Below are 18237 nucleotides of genomic sequence, written 5' to 3'. Positions count from 1 at the left end.
CTTATCCCCTCATCCTGACCAGATTGGTACGCTTGAATTCGATCACTGCATCGCCCTGCTGATTGCTGCCCCGCGTGTGCCACGTGACGATGCCGTAGCCGGGGCGGTTGCTCGCCGGCCGCCGCGACACCACCACCGAGCTGGCATAGAGCGTCTCGCCGGGGTAGACCGGCCGCAGGTAGGCCAACTCGTCGACCCCGAGAAAGGGACCGCCGCCCTCGGACAGGTCTTCCACCGACAGGCCGAACACGGTGTTGAACACCAGCAGCGGATTGACCGGCACGCCGGGGTGGCCGTTGGCGCGCGCCACCGCCTCGTTGGTGTATTGCGGGTTGTAGTGCAGCGTCAGCACCGAGAACATGGTGTTGTCCGCCGCGGTGACGGTGCGGCCCCAGTGATGGTCGAAGCGCCGGCCCGGCTCGAAGTCCTCGTAGCGGTTGCCGCGGGCGCGCAGCCGGGCCTCGGCTTTCAGGCGCGCGACGACAGGATCGGCGGCGATCTCGGGGACGCGCCCGATGGCGGCTTGGGTGGTTGTCATTGCATTGCCTCAAACAAGGGTTCGACGGAAGGAAGCCGGTCCAGCGTGTCGACCACCGACACCAGCTTGGCGAACTTGGCCGCGCCGATGCGCGGCACGGCGATGGCCTGCGCCTTGTCGACCAGGCGGCGCCACTGCATGGCAAGGTCCACCGCGGGCACCGCGACATTGGCCTGCGCGCGCAGCGTGCGGCCGTCGCGCGTCAGGATCTCGACCGTGGCGGCATTGCGGTCCAGGTCCGGGTCCGGACCAGGCACCACCTGCAGCGCGATCCGCTGGCGCGCCCTGACATAGCGCGGCGCGAGCGCGGTCTCGGGCGAGTACAACGCGAGCGACGCCGTGGGCGCGCCGTCCATCGCCAGCGCCGCCAGATGCTGGATCGCGAACTTGATCTCCAGGCCGGTCTGCGGGTTGGCGATATCGCACACGCCGCGATGCGGGCCGGACACGAAGATGGTCATCGACTCGAGCGCATCCAGGTCGATACGATGCTCGCGGCAGGCCTGGCGCACGGCTTCGATGGTGGAGTGCGTTAGGTAGCAGGACGCATGGAACTTGAACAGGGTGCGTTCGATCGCCATGCCCGCACGGCGCTCGAACGTGGCCGGGAACGCCGGCGCGGCGGGCGCCTGGGTGCGGCCGAAGCCCTGCTCGCACTCGATGCCGCTGGCATTGGCGGTGAAGCCGCGCGCGGCCAGGCGGGCCGCGATCACACCGTTCATGGCGGCCTTGCCCGCGTGCAGCGGCTTGGCCATGGTGCCGAACATGCATTTGAGCCCGGCCGCCTGGGTCGCGGCGAGTCCGAGCGCATGGGCAGTGCGGACCGGATCGAGTCCCCCCAGCCGCGCACAGGCGGCGGCTGCGCCCAGCGTGCCGGTGGTGCCGGTCGGGTGCAGCCCGAGGCGATACTGCTCCTCCCCCACCACCTCGCCGATCCGGCTTTCGACTTCATGGCCCAGGATCAGCGCGCGCAGCAGGTCCTTGCCGCTGGCGCCGGCCACCTGGGCCACTGCTAGCGCCGCGGGCGCCACCGGCACGGTCGGGTGTCCGCGCATCGCCGAAGCAACATCGTCAAAGTCGAGCGCATGTCCCGCGGCGCCGTTGATCAGCGCGGCCTGTGCCGGCTCGGCGCGCAGCGGGCTGCCCACCAGCGCGCACGGCAAGTCGCGCAGGCCGGCATATTCGGCGACGAGCATTTCGACCAGCGGCTCGCGCGCGGCGGCGAGGGTCACCGCGATCCAGTCGAGCATGGCATGGCGTGCCCAGGCGAAGGCCGGCGCGCCGAGCTCGGCGTCGTCGACCGTGCTGGTCCAGTCGGCCAGCGCGCGGGTGAAGCCGGTGCGGTCCGCTGTGTTGTCGAGGGTATGGTCAGGTTCCACTCGGATGCATCGCCGCGTTGGCCGGCGCCGTGTTGTTGTCGATGGACCCAGTATTGGCGAATGCCGGCAGGCGCGGCATCACATATGTGATGAATGGCGGCCGCTGACATCCATCACATATGCGATGGATGTGCGGGCGTGCAGGACCGAAACTTTCGTCCGTGGCCATGCGCTGCGCACACTGGCCACCCTGTCCCGCCTTCGTCAACCCTTCGCGTCCACGACGCCACCGCTCATGACCATGACCCAGTCCGCGCCCCGCCGCTCCGTGCTGTATGTGCCTGCCACCAATACCCGCGCCATCGAGAAAGCCCGCCACCTGCCCTGCGACGCCATCGTGTTCGACCTGGAAGACGCCGTGGCCCCGGCGATGAAAGCCCAGGCCAGGGATAACCTGGCCAGCGCGTTCGCCGCGCAGCCGTTTGCGGCGCAGGAAACGGTGATACGTGTCAATGCGCTGGCAACCACGGAGTTCGATGCCGACCTGCGCGTCGCGGCCACATGCGGAGCCGATGCCATCCTGCTGCCGAAGGTCGACACCGGAGCCGACCTGGAGCGCTTCGCCGCGGCCATCGGCACCATCACAGGCGGCGCCGCGCCGAAGCTATGGGCCATGATCGAAACCGCTGCCGCGATCCACCATATCGACGGCATCCTGCAAGCCGGCCAGCGCCGGCAGGTGCAACTCGACTGCCTGGTGGTGGGCACCAATGACCTGGCCAAGGAAACCGGCGTCTATCCGGGCGACAGGCGCGCGTACCTGCTGCCCTGGCTGATGTCGGTGGTGCTGGCGGCAAAGCGCCATGGCACGGACGTGCTCGACGGTGTGTGGAACGACTTCGGCGACCGCGCCGGCTTCGACCATGAAGTGCTGCAGTCGGTCAGGATGGGCTTTGACGGCAAGACACTGATCCACCCGTCGCAGGTCGACCCGGCCAATGCAGCATTTACGCCGTCGGACGCCGCCACTGCCGAGGCGCAGGCGATCGTCGCGGCCTTCGCGCGGCCCGAGCATGCCGCCGCGGGCGTGATCAACCTTGAGGGACGCATGGTCGAGCGCCTGCACCTGGAACAGGCCACGCGCCTGCTGGCGCGGCTCGACGCGATCCGGGCGCGCAGGGAACGGCCCGGCCGCTGAACGCGCGCGCCAGCGCTCAGCAGTCCTGCGCCACCGCCAGCACCGCGGCCAGCAGTTTTTTCCGGCGCGCGTGCAGGCGCGCCACCGGGCCACCGGTGCCGATGCCCAGCCACTGTCCGCGGATGGGTGTGGCCATCAGCGTGGCAATCACCCCTGCCCCCGGCGTGGCCAGGCTGGCCGATTCGTAATAGCCCTGGCGACGCGCCAGCTCGACCTCGCGCAGGATCTCGGCGGGCCGTGCCGGGGGCTCGCCGGCGGCCGCCTCGGCGTTGTAGCGGCGCAGCAGGCGTCCGATCTGCTCGTCGTCCATCCGGGTCATCAGCATGATGCCGATCGCGGTGCGATGCATCGGCCGGACGATGCCCGACGCAACCGACAGGCGCAGCGCATGGCTGGATTCGATCACGGACAGGTATTGCAGCATGTTGCCGCTCTGGCGGCCCAGCAGTACGGTCTCGCCGGTTTCGCTCGACAGGCGGCGCATGGCGTCGTGCACCGATGCGCCGGCGCCTTGCCTGCGCGTGGTCCAGCCGCACAGGAAGGCGACCCGCACCGACGGGCAATAGGTGCGCAACTGCGCATCGAATTCCATGTAGCCACGCGCCACCATGGTCCGCAGCAGCATCGAGACACTGGACTGCGGGATGCCGAGGCGCTCGGCGATCTCGCCGACGCGCAGCGGCCGGCGCACGCGCTCGAACAGTTCCAGCAGGTCGAACACGCGATTTGCCGACTTGACCATGCCGCTGTCCATAGCAATCCCTCCCTGGCCCGCGCCGCTGCGGCGCTGTCTTTTGCCACGCTTCGGCGCGGCCGGCGTAGCCCGGGAGCTGCCTTGCCGCCCACCCTTGGCCATCGTCATGGCGACGGCCTTTTACAGCAGCCACTCCCCGATCATGCGCAGGATTTCCGCCTTCACGGCGGCCGGATCCATGGAGGCCCGGTTCAGGCGATGTACGGAGATACCGCGCAGCAGGCTCATCAGGATGAAGGCCGCGGCCTTTGCATCGACGTCCGCGCGGATCTGTCCCAGGGTCTTGGCCTCGTTGAGCTTGTACTCGACATAGGCCATGTTCTTCTCATTGTAGTCGTGGACAAAGCCATGCAGCGGCGAGTCGGCCACGGACGAGTCCAGCACGATGAAGAACATCGCCCGGATACTGTTGACCGCGCTTTCCGGGCGCTGGGTGTAGGCATCCACCAGCGAATAGATGCCATGAATGCCGCTGGTGTCGCTGCCATCCTTCTTGCGCTGGGCATTGAATTCACGCGACAACTGTTCCAGGCACTCCGCCAGCAGCTTTTCCTTGGAGCCGAAGTGGGTGTGCGCCAGGCCGCGGCTATAGCCGGCCTTGGTGCCGACTTCATTCATGGTCAGCCCCGCCAGGCCCTTCTCGGAAATCAGCTCGATAGCGGCCTGCACCATGCGGCCGACGGACTCTTCACGCCGTTGCTCCTGGGTGCGACTGGATTGATGCTTCATAGGTAGTGAATGTGATGCCGCCTGCGGATGGTTGGTGGTGTCGTCGTGCCTCGCGTCGAGCAAAGATCCGGCTGGTGCGACGCGAAATGAAGCCAGATTGTACCGAAGGGAACGGGCCGCGCTCCAGGCAGCGCCGGCCCGCCGCTACGCGCCGGTCGCTGGGTTCGCAAGCTGCCGGGCAGCCGCGCGGGCCCGTCAGCCCGGCTGGATATTGGCCTTTTCCGCCACACGCTTGAAGCGCAGGTATTCCGCGCGCTGGAATTCGCCCAGGTCGCCAAGCGCCTTGTTCAGGAAAGTGCCGGCGCGCTTGGCCTGGTAGGCCTTTGCCTCCTCCGTCTTCTGCGCGGCGGAGATGGCTGCGGCAAGCTCGTTGAGCTTGTCCTGCGGGGTGCCGGCCTTCATCGAGAAAGACGACCAGACATAGGACTCGAAGTCGGTGTAGCCCAGTTCCTTCATGGTCGGGACATTGGGCAACAGCTTGTCGCGCACCCCGCCGGTAATGGCAAGCACGCGCAGCTTCTTGCCCTTTTCCATGGGGGCGATACCGGTGATATCGTTCAGGCCGATGTCGAGCCGGTTGCCGATCACGTCCGTCACCATCGGCGCGCCGCCCTTGTAGGGCACGGGCGTGGTCTTGATGCCCGTCGCCTGCGCCAGCCACTCGCCCACCAGCCGGTAGCCTTCGGAATAGTTGCCTACCGAGATCGGCTTGCCGGTGACCTTGTAGCGGGCCACCACATCGGCAATGGTGTGGTACGGCGAATCGTTGCCGGCGACAAAGGCCGCGGCCGAGATCGCCAGGCCGTGCAGCGGCACCAGATCCTTGAACGGGTCGTAACCGAGGTTCTTCACCATCACCGGGTTGACCGCGATCAGCGAGTTGCTGCCCAGCAGGATGGTGTTGCCGTCTGCCGGTTCCGCCAGCACCGTGCGCACGGCGATGAGGCCGCTGGCGCCCGGCTTGTTTTCGACCACGATGGCGCGGCCCAGGGCCTTGCCGATCTGCTCGGCGTAGAAGCGCGCGCCCTCGTCCGAGCCGCTGCCCGCCGTGAACGGCACGATCACGCGAATCGCCTTGCCCTGCGCCCGCGCGATGCCGGGAAATGCCAGCGTTGCCGCGCCCGCCAGCAGGGTCGCGCCAAATTGTCTGCGTTGCATGTCTTTGTCTCCGTTTATCGATCGTCCGTGCCTGCCCTGCAGGCGTCAGTCTTCAAAGACCGGGAGGCGCCTTTCCGCCATGGCTTTCACGCCTTCGGCAAGGTCCGGCCCGGCAAACTGGATCGCCTGCTCCGCGCTTTCGCGCGAGATGGCATTGCGGATATGGCTGAGCGAGTCGGCCTTCAAGGTCTGGCGCGTGGACTGCAGTGCCCGCGGCGACGAAGTGGCCAGTTCCCGCGCCAGTGCCAGCGCGGCGCCACGCACCTCGGCCCTGGGTACGATGAAGTCCACCAGCCCCATCTCCCGGGCGCGTGCCCCGTCGACGCGGGTGCCGGTGTAAAGCATCCAGGCCGCCATCTGCTTGCCGATCAGCGCGGGCAGCGTGTACGAGAGCGCAAAGCCGGGGTGAAAGCCGAGGCGGTTGAAGTTGGCGGAAAAGCGCGCCTGCGCGCACGACACGCGAAAATCCGCCGCCAGCGCCAGGCCCAGGCCACCACCCACTGCCGGCCCCTCGATCGCCGCCACGATCGGCTTGCCGAAGCTGAAAATACGCAAGGCCTCGAGGTAGATCGGATTGATGCGCGAGGCGCTGCGCGGTGCCGCGGCGCCATCGCGCCGCGAAAAGTCCGCGCCCGCGCAGAACGCGCTGCCGCCCGCTTGCAGCAGCACCGCGCGGCAGGTCTTGTCGCCCTGCAGCCGGTCCAGCTGGTCGGCGATCCGGGCAATCATGTCCACATCGAAAAAATTGTGCGGCGGGCGGTTCAGCTCGATGATGGCGACATGGCCGTCGCGCTGGCTCAAGATGACTTGGTCCGTGGTGTCAGGCATGGGTGGCGTTCCTTTCTGCTTGCATCGATTCGGCGTGCCCGACAGCCGGGCTTGCCGCGCCATCCGCGGACGGCAGGGTGCGCGCCGTCAGATTCGGCCAGAACTGGTCGGAGCCCGCCTGGATAAAGGCCTGGCCCAGACGCTGCGCCCATTCGGTGCTGGTGCCGGCCTCCGCGCGCCACGCCCACAGGCGCCGGGTGGCGAAGTTCAGCGGGTATTCGTAGGTAAAGCCAATCGCGCCATGGACCTGGTGCGCGATCGAGGCGCCGGTGCGCACCGCGTCGCTGGCCGTCACCTTGGCGACCGCTGCGCTGAATTCCGCCTGCGGCGCGCTGTGCTGGTGGATCGCTGGCAGGTCGCGCAGCGCCGTCGTGGCCGCCGCATAACTGCAGGCCACTTCGCCGGCCAGCACTGCCAGTTGCTGCTGGATCGCCTGGTTCTTGCCGATGGGCTTGCCGAACTGCACGCGGTCCTTCGCATACTGCACCGCCAGGTCCAGCGCGTAATCCAGTGCGCCGGTCAGCTGCGCCGCGGTGGCGGCGGCGTAGCATACTTCCAGCGGCCGGCTCAGGCTCGCAATGTTGGCAGCCAAGGCATGAGAAACCACGGCCTGATCCAGCACTACCGTATCGGCCGGCAGCGATGCGGCATCGGCCTTGGGCTCGATCCGCACGCCGGGCCCCTCGGCATCCACCAGCGCGAGGCAGCCAGCCGCCTCGACCACCAGCCAGCGGGCGTGGCGCGCCCACTTCACGGCGGTCATCGTGCCGGACAGGGTGGCCGGCTTGCCGGCGTCATGGCTGCTCAATACCAATGAGCGGGTCTGCGTCCCCGCGGCAAGCGCGAACACGCTGTCGGCAGCCAGGTCCAGCCCGCAGCGCGATGCCAGGTACTGGCCCACCACGGCTTGCGCCAGCGGTACCGGCGCCTGCGTGTAGCCCACCTGATAGAACAGCGGCAACGCCTCGGACCAGGACGCCTCGATCCCTCCGTGCGCCTCGCGGCACAGGATCTTGGTCATGCCGCTTTCGGCGATGGTTTGCCACAGCGCGCCGGCGAATGCGCCGGCCTCGACCGCCGTCAGCAATTCCCGGCTCACCTCGTTGGCCAGCAGTCGCCTGACGGTTTCTTCAATCATGTTGTCGCTCATCGCAGCCCCAGTCCTTTCGCAATAATTCCGCGCAAAATCTCTCTCGTACCCCCGCGCAGCGAGAACGACGGCGCTGCCAGCGTTACCAGGTTCAGCACCTGGTCGAATTCGCTGCCATCGCCCAGCCGGTCAGGGAATACCTCATAGGCAATATCGGGCAGCGACTGCTCCAGCAGCGCGCCCTGATCCTTGACGATGGAGGCGGCCAGCGACGGGTCCTGGCCCTCGGCCAGCATCAGCGCGATGCCCTGCGACATCTGGCGCAGGGTGGCGTAACGCGCGATCACCTTGCCAAGCGCCACCGCCTGCTGGCGGTTGCCGGCATCGGCGGCATCGAGCATCTCCAGCAGCAGCTGCGTGCTGCTAAGGAAGCGCTCCGCCCCGGAGCGCTCGTACTTCAGCTCGTTGATGACCTGGCTCCAACCCTTGCCCTCTTCGCCGACGAGGTGGTCGTCGGGGACAAAGACATCGTCGAGGATCACCTCGTTGAAGATGCGCGTGCCCAGTTGCGACACGATCGGGCGCACGGTCACGCCCGGCCGGTCCATCTCGATGAAGATCTGGCTCATGCCGGCGTGGCGGTCATCGCCGCGTTCGCTGGTGCGCACCAGCGCCACCATGTAGTGTGCATGGTGGGCGCCCGAGGTCCATACCTTGCGGCCGTTGATCTTCCAGCCGCCTTCCACCTTGGTGCCGCGCGTGCGGATCGAGGCCAGGTCGGAACCCGAGTCAGGCTCGCTCATGCCGATGCAGATAAAGGCCTCGCCGCGGCGGATCTCCGGAATGATCTTCGGGGCAAGCTTGTCCCGGCTGTAGCGGATCAGCAGCGGGCCCATCTGCCGGTCCGCGGCCCAGTGCGAACCCATCGGCGCGCCCACGGCCAGCAGTTCTTCGAGCATCACATAGCGCTCCAGCATGCTCTTGCCGCCGCCGCCGACGTCGGTCGGCCAGGTCATGCCGAGCCAGCCCTGCTCGCCCATCTTTTTCGAGAATGCGGGGTCGCGCCCGGCCCAGTTGTGCGCCCGCTCGACGCGGGAATACCTGGTCATGTGCTCTTTGGCAAACGTCCTAGCTTCCTGGCGCAGCGCCTCGCATTCCGGAGGCAAGTCGCCCACCGCGATGTGCAACGTATCCATGTTTATCCTTACTTGCTTGCGAACAAGCAACACTCTATAGTCAATGCATCGAATCCGCTCTAGGTAATTACGAGGAGAAGCCAGTCCACTATGAAAGCAAGCGACACGACCGACCCGAAGCAACCTTCCGCCACGGTGCCCCGCGGCCCTCTTGCCGGTATCCGGGTGCTGGACCTGACCGCCGTGGTGCTGGGTCCGGTCGCGACCCAGGTGCTGGCTGACTACGGTGCCGAAGTGATCAAGGTGGAGCCGCCCGAGGGCGACCTGATGCGTGCCAACGGTGTTAGCCGCACGCCCGGCATGAGCTCGACCTTCATGAATATCAACCGCAACAAGAGTTCGGTCTGCATCGACCTGAAGACGGAGCAAGGCAAGGCGCAGTTGCGCCAGCTGATTGCCCGCTGCGACGTGCTGGTGCACAACATCCGCGTCAAGGCGATCCAGCGGCTGGGCTTTGACTATGATGCGGTGGCACGGATCAACCCGAACATCATCTATTGCGCCGCCACCGGCTTTGGCGAGGGTGGCGCCTTTGCCGGCCAGCCCGCGTTCGACGACATCATCCAGGGGGCTTGCGGCCTGGCCCATCTGGTGGGCCACGAGAGCGGCGTACCAGACTATCCGCCCACGCTATTGGCCGACAAGATCGCCGGCCTGGCCACGGCCAACGCCATTCTCGGCGCACTGGTGCACAAGGCCCGCACCGGCGAAGGCCAGTACGTGGAAGTGCCGATGTTCGAGACCATGGTCGCCTTCACCATGACCGAACACCTGGGCGGCCATGGTTTCCACCCGCCCATCGGCGATGCCGGCTATGCGCGGCTGCTCAAGGGCGGGCGCAAGCCCTCGCCGACACGGGATGGCTATATCGCCGTGCTGCCGTACACCGAGCAGCACTGGAAGGCCTTCTTCCACCGCTTCGGGCGCGGCGAGTTCATCGACCAGTTCAATATCGGCAGCCGCATCGAGCGCAACAAGAATATCCAGGCAATCTACGCGGAGTTGCGCAAGATCACCGCGCAATACACCACTCGCAAAATGATGGACGTTTGCCGGGAGATGGATATCCCGGTCGCTGAGATGTACTCCATCCACACCATCCAGGACCATCCCCAGGTGCAGACCACAGGCTTGTTCCAGACCATGGGGCACCCCACCGAAGGCGAAGTGGTGACGACGCGTCCGACCGCGATTTTTTCGAAAACGCCTGCGTCGATCTATAAGCCCGCGCCTAACCTGGGCGAGGATACCGAGCGTATCCTGAATCCCGCGCCGTGACGCGATGGGGGTATCCGCCAACACTGGCACGCGGGGCGTTGCATCGCGATATGCGCTGCGGCCACGGAGTTGTGGCTTGTCCCCGCGCACGAGCGCGTCCGCCGCGCAATCCCCGATGCCAGTTTCGTGTCGTACCTTGTGAGTGCGCGGACCGGCTGTGGGGCGGGGTTGAAAATGGTGCGCGGTTGCCCTAGTGTTCATACGGCGAATTCGACATAGATGCCGATGAGTCGGGCCGTTGAATACATGTCCCAACGGAGGCATGCGATGCGTCAGCCCAAGATTGTCATTGTTGGGGCAGGCCTGGTGGGCGGCTCGGCGGCACTATTTACGGCTCTGGCCATTCCGAGCGCAGAGATCGTCGCCATCGACCTCGCGCGAGTCAGGGCGGAAGGACAGGTGCTCGACCTCGCCCATGCCGCGGCGTTCTGGGGGCACCATCGCTTCCAGGCTGGTGAATACGAAGACGCCCGCGACGCAGATATCATCGTGATAACGGCCGGCGTCGGTGTGAAACCGGGCCAGACACGCCTGGACCTGGCCAAGACCAATGCGGAAGTCGCGCTCGAGATTGTCGATCGGGTGGCCGGGCTCGCACCCAATGCAATTTACGTCATTGCCGCCAACCCCTGCGACGTTCTTGCCGCTGTCGTATTTAACCGCCTCGGTTGCGCGCGGGAGCGTGTCATCAGTACTGGCACCTCGCTCGATACGGGGCGACTGCGCTCGCTGCTCTCCGAGCGCCTGGGCGTCGTCGCACCGGCGATTCATGCCTACGTCCTGGGCGAACACGGCGAGTCCGCCCTAATCGCCTGGTCCGGCGCGACGGTTTCCGGGATGTCCCTCGACGCGTTCCTGACCAAGAGCGGCAAGGAACTGGGGCCTGCCAGCCGCGATCTGATCCTGCGCTCCGTCCACGAGGCGGCCAAGCTGATCAAAGAAGGGAAAGGGGCCACCCACTATGGCATTGCCAGCGCGATCGGCCGCATCTGCGAGGCTCTCGTGCACAACACCGACCTCATCATCACGGTCGGTATCGTGCACGCCGAAATCGAAGGAATTTCCGAGGTATGTCTGTCGCTGCCGCTGGTGCTCAATAGCACTGGCGCCCAACTGCTGGCCTACCCGGACCTTGACGCCATTGAGCGTACGTCCCTGCAACGCAGCGCAAGCATCGTCAAAGAGGCCACCGACAGCGTCCGGGCGGCACTGTAGATCCACGGCTTCAGGCTGGAAACTCGTCAAAATTCAATGCCATCAGGAGGCAAATCATGGCTCTGTCTCATGCCAAGGAAACGCCGCCGCCGAGTACTCCCGCGACGAAGCCAACACTTCCCGCCAGTCAACTTGGCAAGACCTGGAAATTCCTGGTCCCGCTTGGCATCGGCATTATCTTGTGGTTCCTTCCGCCGCCGGCTGGGCTAGAGCTAAATGCGTGGCACATGTTTGCAGTATTCGTTGCGACCATTGCCGGCATCATGACAGCACCGCTGCCGATGGCGGCAGTCGCCATCATTGGCGCAACTGCAGGCGTACTGGTTGGGGTCGTGTCGTTTGCAGACGTAACCAGATCCACGGGTACCGATCTGGTCTGGCTCGTGCTGCTCGCCTTCTTCATTTCCCGCGGCGTAATCAAGACCGGTCTGGGGCGTCGTATCGCGTTGCTGTTCATGCGACTATTGGGTAAGCGGACAGTGGGCTTGGGTTACGGACTGGCCATGACCGAACTGCTGATTTCGCCCGCCATGCCAAGCATCACCGCCCGCGCCGGCGGAGTCATGCTGCCGATTACCCGTGCGATCGCAGAAGTTCTTGGCAGCCATGCCGGCGATCCCGAATCCCGAGGCAAGGTAGGAAGCTATCTGATCCTTTGTGCCTTCCACGCGAATATCATTACGGCAGGGATGTTCATCACTGCGATGGCTGGTAATCCGCTTTCCGTCAAGCTGGCTGCAGACCAGGGGGTCTCGATCAGCTGGCTTGAGTGGGCGGTGGCTGCATCCGTCCCCGGGTTGCTATGCCTGGCGATCATTCCCCTGGCGATGCTGTGGATTGCCCCGCCGGAGATCCGGAAAACGCCCGATGCGACGGCGCTGGCGCAGAGAGAGCTTGCGGCGATGGGAAGCATCTCCTCCAAGGAGATCATCATGGGCGCGATCTTCTTCGGCTTGCTGGTCCTCTGGATTTTTGGCGAGAACCTGAAGATCAGTGCGACGCTCGCCGCTGCTCTCGGTGTCTCGCTGCTTTTCATCACTGGTGTGCTGACCTGGCAGGACGCCCTCGACGAGAAGTCAGCGTGGGACACCATGATCTGGATTGGCTTGCTTATCATGCTTGCGTCCAAGCTCAACGAATACGGCATGGTCAAGTGGTTCGGCAAGGAATTCGGCGCCTATCTCGAGGGCTTCCCGAGGCTGGCTGTCTATATGCTGGTGGCGGCAATCTACTGCTACATACACTACTTTTTCGCCAGCGCCACGGCACATATCAGCGCTCTGTTTCCACTGTCGATGGCACTGATGGTTGCCGCCGGCATTCCTCCCTTCACGGCAGCCGTGGCCCTTGGCATTCTGAGCAACATCAACGGTTGTCTGACGCAATACGGCATCGGTTCGGGTCCAGTAATGTTTGGCGCTGGCTATGTTTCGCAAGGAGATTGGTGGAAGGCCGGGTTCTTCATGAGTCTGATCTACATGGTCATCTGGCTGGTCGTAGGTCCGCTTTGGTGGAAGTTGCTCGGGCATGTCTGAGGCGCAGCCCTGTTGCCAGCAACGGTCCCGCAGGTAGTTGCCAGGCGGTCCCCCTATGGTTGGGCTGCCGCCGCTACTTCTGTACCTGCCTGATGGCGCGCTCGCGCGACGCCTGCATGTCCTGCATCAGCCGGTACGCCGCGTAGTACTTGAAGATATTGCGCACATAGGTGGTGGTCTCGATGCCGATCTTTTCCGCCACCACGATCTCGACGTTGTTGAACCACTTGTCGGGATCCAGTCCGCGCGCCGCCGCTTCCTTGCGCATCTTGGCGATATTGCCCGGCCCGGCGTTATAGCTTGCAAAGGCGAACAGCGGCCGGTTCGCTTCCGAGAAATGCGCGTCGGGGAAGTACTTCGTCATCAGCCGGTCCATGTACTTGGCGCCGGCGTGGACGTTGGCCTCGGCCATCCGGATATTGCCGACATTCAGTTCCTTGCCGGTGGCAGGCATGATCTGCATGATGCCGACCGCGCCGACATGGCTGCGCGCCTCCTGGTTCAGCTGTGATTCCTGGAAACCCTGCGCGGCCAGCATCAGCGGGTCGAAGCCATAGTCCTTGCCGTATTTTTCGAAGAAGCCGATGGTCTGCTGGAAGCGCTTGTACTCGGCATCGTCGGTGTTGTTCTTGATCTGCTTGATGCGCAGCATGGTCTGCTTTAGCCGGTACTCCGCTCCGCCCTGCTTCTTGACGACATTGAGGTAGAAGTCCTCGATTGCCTGCCGCAGTTGCGGGCTGTTCTTGCGGTAGGCCCAGCCGGTATAGCTACCTTCGCGCACGGCGAGGTCCTGGCGCACCTTGATATTTGGCAGGATCTGCGCCCACGTCGCGGCCTTCCAGTCATCGACCACCAGGATCTGCAGCACGCCCGCGTTGAGCATCTCGAGCGCGTCTTCGTCCTCGAGCGCGTCGGGCAGCATGACCAGCTTGACCGGCGCCTTGCCGGCGCGGCGCAGGCCGTCGTTCAGCACGGTCAGGCTTTCGAAATAGCTGCTGGCGCGCCGGACATGCACGGTCTTTCCGGCAAGATCGTCGAGGCGCTGCAACGGCGGCGCCTTTGGCCCCGTGATCACCAGCTCGCGCACCGGCTTGCGGTCGCGCGGCGCGGTGAAGTCCACCTGCCTGAGCCTGCTTTCGGTCTCGGTGAGGTTGCCGGCGGCGATATCGCCAAGCCCCGCCATCAGGTCGGGCAGCAGCCGGTCGCGCGTCGTCGGGATGATGACGACGGTCAGCGGGCGCTTGCCGAGCTGGTCGGCGTATTTCTTGTTCAGGTAGCGCTCGAAGTCACGCACCAGCTCCGCGGTCAGTCCGCGCTCGCGGCCCTTGTCGCTGAAGTAAAGCGTGCGGCTGTACGGCACCAGCACGCGAATGACGCGGCTCTTGAGCATCACGTCGAAGTCGCCGGTACGGGGCTTGTTGGCAAGGTTCAGGCCGCGCGGCTTGGCGGGAGTGGCCTGGCCGGTCGCGGCGGTAGCGGCAGGGGACGACGCTGGCGGATTTGGCGATGGCTGAGCTTGCTGGGCAGCGGCAGAGGGTCCGCAAAGGCTGAACGCGCCCATCAGGCCGTACATAAGAAGGCCTGCCAGCCAACGGGAAGGGCGGACAGCGGACATGGCGGGATCGCAAGCCGCGCAAGCAAGCGCGCGGTTTGCCCATATGGAGTCTAGGCACGAAATGGGGAGTTGCAAGCGGGTGCCGGCACCGGAATTGCGCATCAACTACTATGAACTGCATCTGCCCAGGCTATTCCCTGCTCACCTCATCTATCTTCACTGCCCATGCAAGAGAGCGATCCGGCAACCGTATTTGCACCATTCAATGTCACCGTGCGCGACGGTCGCGAGCTCCTGGTGCGGGAAATCGGCGAAGGTGACAAGGCCGGCCTGCTGGCCGCGTTCAACCAGCTGTCCGCCGATGCGCGGTACACCCGCTTCATGGCGGCCATGCGGCAACTGCCGGAGGCAATGCTCGAGCAGGCGACGCATCCGTCGCCGGAGCGCGAGTTTGCCCTGGTGGCGATCGCCACGGAGAACGACGCGCCTGCCATCGTCGGCGGTGCCCGCTATGCTGCCGCACCGGGCAGCGACGCTTGCGAGTTCGCCGTGACGGTCAGCGACGACTGGCATGGGCTCGGTCTCGCCAGCCAGTTGCTGTGGGTATTGATCGATGTTGCCAGGCGCCGCGGCTATCGGCGCATGGACGGTTATGTGCTGTCGTCGAATACCGCCATGCGACGCCTGGCGAAGCGCCTGGGATTTGCCGACACACCGTGCCCCGACGACGCCACGCTACGTGTCGTCACGCTGGCGTTGCAGGACAGCGGGCAATAGCTGGCGCGGGCGCCCGCTCGGGGGCGGCGCTCAGGCCATGATGTTGACGCCCCCATCGACATACAGGGTTTCGCCTGACAGCCGCCGGGCGTACGGCGTGGCCAGGAATGCGCAGGTGTAGCCCACGTCCATGATGTCGACCAGTTCGCCGAGCGGCGCGCGCTGCACCGCGTCGGCGAGCATCAGGTCGAAATCCTTCAGGCCCGATGCCGCGCGGGTCTGGAGCGGCCCGGGCGAGATCGCATGCACGCGGATACCCTGCGGGCCAAGTTCGTACGCCAGGTAGCGCGACACCGCTTCGAGCGCCGCTTTCACGGGTCCCATGACGTTATAGTTCGGCACCACCTTGTTGGCGCCGTGATAGCTCATGGTGAACATGGTGCCGCCGTCGCGCATCAGCGGCGCCGCCAGGCGGGCCATGCGTATGAAGGAATGGCAGGATACGTCCATGGCCCGGGCGAAGCCTTCCGCCGAACAATTGAGCAGGCCGCCCTGCAGGTCATCCTTCGGGGCCCAGGCCACCGAATGCAACAGGATATCGAGCTTTCCCCACTGCTCCCTGATCCGCGTGAACAGCGCATCCATTTCCGCCTCGCTGGTCACGTCCAGCGGAAGGAAGATCGGGGCGGAAAGTTCCTGTGCCACCGGTTCGACATATTGACGGGCTTTTTCGCCGGCATAGGTGATGGCAACTTCCGCGCCCAGTTCGTGGAAGGCCCGGGCGCAACCGTAGGCAATGGAATGCGCGTTCGCAATCCCGCAGACGAGTGCCCTGGTATTGGCGAGAATCGGCGGTCTGTTCTCGGGTGTCATGTCGCGTCCCCTGAAGGTTCATTGCTGCCGCGGCGCCCATCGCGCCGTGTCGATCACTCTGCCGGTTCGGCGGTCATGGCGCGGGCGTCGCAATGATCTCCCGGGTATGCCTGGCGATCATCAACTCCTCGTCGGTCGGGATGACCCAGACGGGTACCTTGCCCGATACCTCGCTGATCCGCGGCCCGTTACGCGCATTGGCCGCGGCATCGATGCTTACGCCCAGCCATGCCGCCTGCCGGCACACGCGCTCGCGAACCGGTGCCGCATGCTCGCCGATGCCCGCGGTAAATACCAGCGCGTCCAGTCCTTGCGCGGCCGCAGCGAGCGAGCCAAGCTCGCGCGCGATGCGGTACGTGTACACCTCGACGGCAAAGCGGGCACGCGCGTCGTCGCTGGCGAGCAGTGCGCGCATATCGCTCGACAGGCCGGACATGCCGAGCAATCCCGACCTGCGGTAGATCAGGTCCTCGATCGCCCCGGCATCCATGCCGAGCTCGCCCATCAGGTACAGGATCACGCCCGGATCCAGGCTGCCGCAGCGCGTTCCCATGGGCAGCCCGTCCACGGCGGTGAAGCCCATGGTGCTGGCCACGCTGCGCCCCGCCACCAGTGCGCACATGCTGCTGCCATTGCCGAGATGGGCGACGACGGTGCGGCCCGCCGCCGCGGCGGCGTCGATGCGCGGCAGGACGCCGGCAATGTACTCGTAGGACAATCCATGGAAGCCATAGCGCCTGACGCCGCGTCCGGTAATCTCCACCGGCAGCGCGAACGCCTGCGCCGCTTCGGGCTGCGCGCGGTGGAAGGCGGTGTCGAAACACGCCACTTGCGGCAAGGCCGGATGCCGCTGCGCGAGAATGCGGATGGCTTTGAGATTGTGCGGCTGGTGCAACGGCGCGAGCGGGCACAGCGTGTCGAGTTCCGCCAGCAGCGCATCGGTCACCCTTGCCGGCTGCGTGAAGCGCACGCCGCCGTGCACCACCCGGTGCCCCACCGCGGCGAGCGTATGCCCTTCCCCATGGCCGCGCAGGAAATCCGCCAGGTAGGCGATAGCGCCTTCGTGCCCGAGCTGGGTGCCGGCATCCCACTGCCTGGCTTCGACTTCGGCGCCGGCCGCGTCGGCCGCGCGAAACGCCGGAGCGGTGTAAAGCCCTTCGAGGCTGCCGCGCAGTACCAGCCTCAGTGCGTTGTCATGGACATCGTAGGCGCGGTACTTGAGGCTTGACGAGCCCGCGTTCAGGACCAGGATGATCTCTGCCATGACGTCACCCCGCCACCTGGGTGGACTCTCGCCGCGCCTTGGCGACCAGGGCAGCCACCGCGCACGACGCCAGCCGCGTCGTCACGGCGTCGGCACGGCTGGTCAGGATGATCGGCACCCGCGCGCCCAGCACGATGCCGGCGGCATCCGCGCCGGCAAGGAACGTCAGGCTCTTGGCGAGCATGTTGCCGGCGTCCAGGTCGGGCACCAGCAAGACGTTGGCGCGCCCGGCCACCGGCGAATCGATTTTCTTGATGCGTGCCGCATCCAGGTTGATGGCATTGTCCAGCGCGAGCGGGCCGTCGACCACCGCGCCGGTGATCTGGTGGCGGTCGACCATCTTGCACAGCGCGGCGGCTTCGATGGTGGAGGGCACCTTGGGATTGATGGTCTCCATGGCCGACAGGATCGCCACCCGGACTTCCTTCAGTTGCAGGGCGTGGGCCAGGTCGATCGCGTTCTGGAGGATATCGGCCTTTTCGGTCAGGGTCGGGGCGATATTGACGGCGGCGTCGGTCACGATCAACGCGTCCTCGTGCCCGGGCACGTCCATCACGAAGCAGTGGCTGATGCGCCGGGCGGTGCGCAGGCCGCTGTCGCCCCCGACCACCGCCCCCATCAGCTCGTCGGTGTGCAGGCTGCCCTTCATGATGGCCTCGGCCTTGCCTTCGCGCACCAGTTGCACCGCGGCCGCAGCCGCCGCGTGGCTGTGCGGCGCATCGACGATCGGGTACGCGCCGAGGTCGATGCCGCCGGCACGCGCGGCGTCCTCGATGCGGCTGCGCGGCCCGACCAGGATCGGCGCGATCAGGCCCATGCGGGCCGCCTCGACTGCGCCTTCCAGCGACGCCTGATCGCATGGATGCGCCACCGCGGTCGGGGTGGGCGGGATGGTCTTGCAATAGTCGATCAGCCGCTGGTACTTCTCATGTCTGGCGTTCACGGCATGCTCCTGCTCTGGTTTCAGCGTGGTCGGCGGGCGGCGCTGGG

The 18237-nt window shown here is 65.8% G+C and carries 17 protein-coding genes; 5 read left to right on the top strand and 12 right to left on the bottom strand.

Annotation, left to right across the window (positions count from 1 at the left end; all coding sequences use genetic code 11):
* Nucleotide 1 precedes the first annotated feature (1 nt).
* The gene (locus MKD50_RS02660) at nucleotides 2-538 is read right to left on the bottom strand and encodes a MaoC family dehydratase (protein WP_252666294.1); all 537 of its coding nucleotides are present in this window, start codon (nucleotides 536-538) and stop codon (nucleotides 2-4) included.
* On the bottom strand, nucleotides 535-1917 hold the full coding sequence (locus tag MKD50_RS02655; RefSeq protein ID WP_252666293.1) for an MmgE/PrpD family protein: 1383 nt from the start codon (nucleotides 1915-1917) through the stop codon (nucleotides 535-537). The genes MKD50_RS02660 and MKD50_RS02655 overlap by 4 nt, the downstream gene beginning before the upstream one ends.
* A 235-nt stretch (nucleotides 1918-2152) precedes the next feature.
* Here MKD50_RS02655 and MKD50_RS02650 point away from each other — a divergent pair, with 235 nt between their 5' ends.
* Nucleotides 2153-3055, top strand: a complete 903-nt coding sequence (locus MKD50_RS02650; protein ID WP_252666292.1) for an HpcH/HpaI aldolase/citrate lyase family protein — start codon at nucleotides 2153-2155, stop codon at nucleotides 3053-3055.
* 16 nt (nucleotides 3056-3071) lie between these two features.
* Here the strand turns inward: MKD50_RS02650 and MKD50_RS02645 are convergent, their stop codons facing one another.
* From MKD50_RS02645 to MKD50_RS02620, 6 genes are all read right to left on the bottom strand, one after another.
* Entirely contained in the window at nucleotides 3072-3797 is a 726-nt protein-coding gene (locus tag MKD50_RS02645; protein WP_240987495.1) for an IclR family transcriptional regulator, read from the bottom strand.
* Between the two features lie 132 nt (nucleotides 3798-3929).
* Nucleotides 3930-4538: a TetR/AcrR family transcriptional regulator gene (locus tag MKD50_RS02640; RefSeq protein WP_252666291.1), complete on the bottom strand. Its 609-nt coding sequence runs from the start codon at nucleotides 4536-4538 to the stop codon at nucleotides 3930-3932.
* Nucleotides 4539-4733: 195 nt separating this feature from the next.
* Nucleotides 4734-5696, bottom strand: coding sequence for a Bug family tripartite tricarboxylate transporter substrate binding protein (locus tag MKD50_RS02635; protein ID WP_252666290.1), 963 nt, complete (start codon nucleotides 5694-5696; stop codon nucleotides 4734-4736).
* Between the two features lie 45 nt (nucleotides 5697-5741).
* A complete protein-coding gene (locus MKD50_RS02630) occupies nucleotides 5742-6524 on the bottom strand; it encodes an enoyl-CoA hydratase/isomerase family protein (protein ID WP_252666289.1) in 783 nt (260 codons plus the stop codon).
* Nucleotides 6517-7662 carry an acyl-CoA dehydrogenase family protein gene (locus tag MKD50_RS02625; protein ID WP_252666288.1) on the bottom strand — a complete coding sequence of 382 codons (1146 nt, stop codon included), beginning with the start codon at nucleotides 7660-7662 and terminating at the stop codon, nucleotides 6517-6519. Before MKD50_RS02625 ends, MKD50_RS02630 begins: the two co-directional genes overlap by 8 nt.
* Nucleotides 7663-7670: 8 nt before the next feature.
* Nucleotides 7671-8810: an acyl-CoA dehydrogenase family protein gene (locus tag MKD50_RS02620; RefSeq protein WP_115701664.1), complete on the bottom strand. Its 1140-nt coding sequence runs from the start codon at nucleotides 8808-8810 to the stop codon at nucleotides 7671-7673.
* 90 nt (nucleotides 8811-8900) lie between these two features.
* Here MKD50_RS02620 and MKD50_RS02615 point away from each other — a divergent pair, with 90 nt between their 5' ends.
* The 3 genes from MKD50_RS02615 (at nucleotide 8901) to MKD50_RS02605 (ending at nucleotide 12838) form a co-directional block, all read left to right on the top strand.
* Nucleotides 8901-10088, top strand: a complete 1188-nt coding sequence (locus MKD50_RS02615) for a CaiB/BaiF CoA transferase family protein (protein ID WP_252666287.1) — start codon at nucleotides 8901-8903, stop codon at nucleotides 10086-10088.
* A 267-nt stretch (nucleotides 10089-10355) separates the two neighbouring features.
* The gene (locus tag MKD50_RS02610; RefSeq protein WP_252666286.1) at nucleotides 10356-11303 is read left to right on the top strand and encodes a lactate/malate family dehydrogenase; all 948 of its coding nucleotides are present in this window, start codon (nucleotides 10356-10358) and stop codon (nucleotides 11301-11303) included.
* Between the two features lie 56 nt (nucleotides 11304-11359).
* Nucleotides 11360-12838 carry a DASS family sodium-coupled anion symporter gene (locus tag MKD50_RS02605; RefSeq protein WP_252666285.1) on the top strand — a complete coding sequence of 493 codons (1479 nt, stop codon included), beginning with the start codon at nucleotides 11360-11362 and terminating at the stop codon, nucleotides 12836-12838.
* Nucleotides 12839-12911: 73 nt separating this feature from the next.
* Here MKD50_RS02605 and MKD50_RS02600 read toward each other — a convergent pair whose 3' ends face one another.
* Nucleotides 12912-14453: an MltF family protein gene (locus MKD50_RS02600; RefSeq protein WP_252666284.1), complete on the bottom strand. Its 1542-nt coding sequence runs from the start codon at nucleotides 14451-14453 to the stop codon at nucleotides 12912-12914.
* 165 nt (nucleotides 14454-14618) lie between these two features.
* Between MKD50_RS02600 and MKD50_RS02595 the strand changes: the two genes are divergently transcribed.
* Complete coding sequence (locus MKD50_RS02595; RefSeq protein ID WP_252666283.1) at nucleotides 14619-15170, top strand: GNAT family N-acetyltransferase; 552 nt, start codon at nucleotides 14619-14621, stop codon at nucleotides 15168-15170.
* 30 nt (nucleotides 15171-15200) lie between these two features.
* Here the strand turns inward: MKD50_RS02595 and fabI are convergent, their stop codons facing one another.
* The 3 genes from fabI to MKD50_RS02580 all read right to left on the bottom strand — a co-directional run bounded on the left by fabI (nucleotide 15201) and on the right by MKD50_RS02580 (nucleotide 18190).
* Complete coding sequence (fabI, locus tag MKD50_RS02590; RefSeq protein WP_252666282.1) at nucleotides 15201-15983, bottom strand: enoyl-ACP reductase FabI; 783 nt, start codon at nucleotides 15981-15983, stop codon at nucleotides 15201-15203.
* Between the two features lie 73 nt (nucleotides 15984-16056).
* On the bottom strand, nucleotides 16057-17247 hold the full coding sequence (locus MKD50_RS02585) for an acetate/propionate family kinase (RefSeq protein WP_252666281.1): 1191 nt from the start codon (nucleotides 17245-17247) through the stop codon (nucleotides 16057-16059).
* 4 nt (nucleotides 17248-17251) lie between these two features.
* Nucleotides 17252-18190 carry a phosphate acetyltransferase gene (locus MKD50_RS02580; protein ID WP_115701680.1) on the bottom strand — a complete coding sequence of 313 codons (939 nt, stop codon included), beginning with the start codon at nucleotides 18188-18190 and terminating at the stop codon, nucleotides 17252-17254.
* Nucleotides 18191-18237: the final 47 nt, after the last annotated feature.

The organism is Cupriavidus mimosae, from assembly GCF_023952485.1.
Lineage (GTDB): Bacteria > Pseudomonadota > Gammaproteobacteria > Burkholderiales > Burkholderiaceae > Cupriavidus > Cupriavidus taiwanensis_C.
Note: the sequence above shows the minus strand (reverse complement) of the source record. Positions and strands in the feature narration are given on the sequence as shown.

What these genes read in the sequence shown, in the direction of transcription:
- MKD50_RS02640 (WP_252666291.1), bottom strand. Translation starts at nt 4,538, where the DNA reads ATGAAGCATCAATCCAGTCGCACCCAGGAGCAACGGCGTGAAGAGTCC.
- MKD50_RS02585 (WP_252666281.1), bottom strand. Translation starts at nt 17,247, where the DNA reads ATGGCAGAGATCATCCTGGTCCTGAACGCGGGCTCGTCAAGCCTCAAG.
- MKD50_RS02610 (WP_252666286.1), top strand. Translation starts at nt 10,356, where the DNA reads ATGCGTCAGCCCAAGATTGTCATTGTTGGGGCAGGCCTGGTGGGCGGC.
- MKD50_RS02615 (WP_252666287.1), top strand. Translation starts at nt 8,901, where the DNA reads ATGAAAGCAAGCGACACGACCGACCCGAAGCAACCTTCCGCCACGGTG.
- MKD50_RS02620 (WP_115701664.1), bottom strand. Translation starts at nt 8,810, where the DNA reads ATGGATACGTTGCACATCGCGGTGGGCGACTTGCCTCCGGAATGCGAG.
- MKD50_RS02630 (WP_252666289.1), bottom strand. Translation starts at nt 6,524, where the DNA reads ATGCCTGACACCACGGACCAAGTCATCTTGAGCCAGCGCGACGGCCAT.
- MKD50_RS02650 (WP_252666292.1), top strand. Translation starts at nt 2,153, where the DNA reads ATGACCATGACCCAGTCCGCGCCCCGCCGCTCCGTGCTGTATGTGCCT.
- MKD50_RS02595 (WP_252666283.1), top strand. Translation starts at nt 14,619, where the DNA reads ATGCAAGAGAGCGATCCGGCAACCGTATTTGCACCATTCAATGTCACC.
- MKD50_RS02625 (WP_252666288.1), bottom strand. Translation starts at nt 7,662, where the DNA reads ATGATTGAAGAAACCGTCAGGCGACTGCTGGCCAACGAGGTGAGCCGG.
- MKD50_RS02660 (WP_252666294.1), bottom strand. Translation starts at nt 538, where the DNA reads ATGACAACCACCCAAGCCGCCATCGGGCGCGTCCCCGAGATCGCCGCC.
- MKD50_RS02635 (WP_252666290.1), bottom strand. Translation starts at nt 5,696, where the DNA reads ATGCAACGCAGACAATTTGGCGCGACCCTGCTGGCGGGCGCGGCAACG.
- MKD50_RS02600 (WP_252666284.1), bottom strand. Translation starts at nt 14,453, where the DNA reads ATGTCCGCTGTCCGCCCTTCCCGTTGGCTGGCAGGCCTTCTTATGTAC.
- MKD50_RS02645 (WP_240987495.1), bottom strand. Translation starts at nt 3,797, where the DNA reads ATGGTCAAGTCGGCAAATCGCGTGTTCGACCTGCTGGAACTGTTCGAG.
- fabI (WP_252666282.1), bottom strand. Translation starts at nt 15,983, where the DNA reads ATGACACCCGAGAACAGACCGCCGATTCTCGCCAATACCAGGGCACTC.
- MKD50_RS02605 (WP_252666285.1), top strand. Translation starts at nt 11,360, where the DNA reads ATGGCTCTGTCTCATGCCAAGGAAACGCCGCCGCCGAGTACTCCCGCG.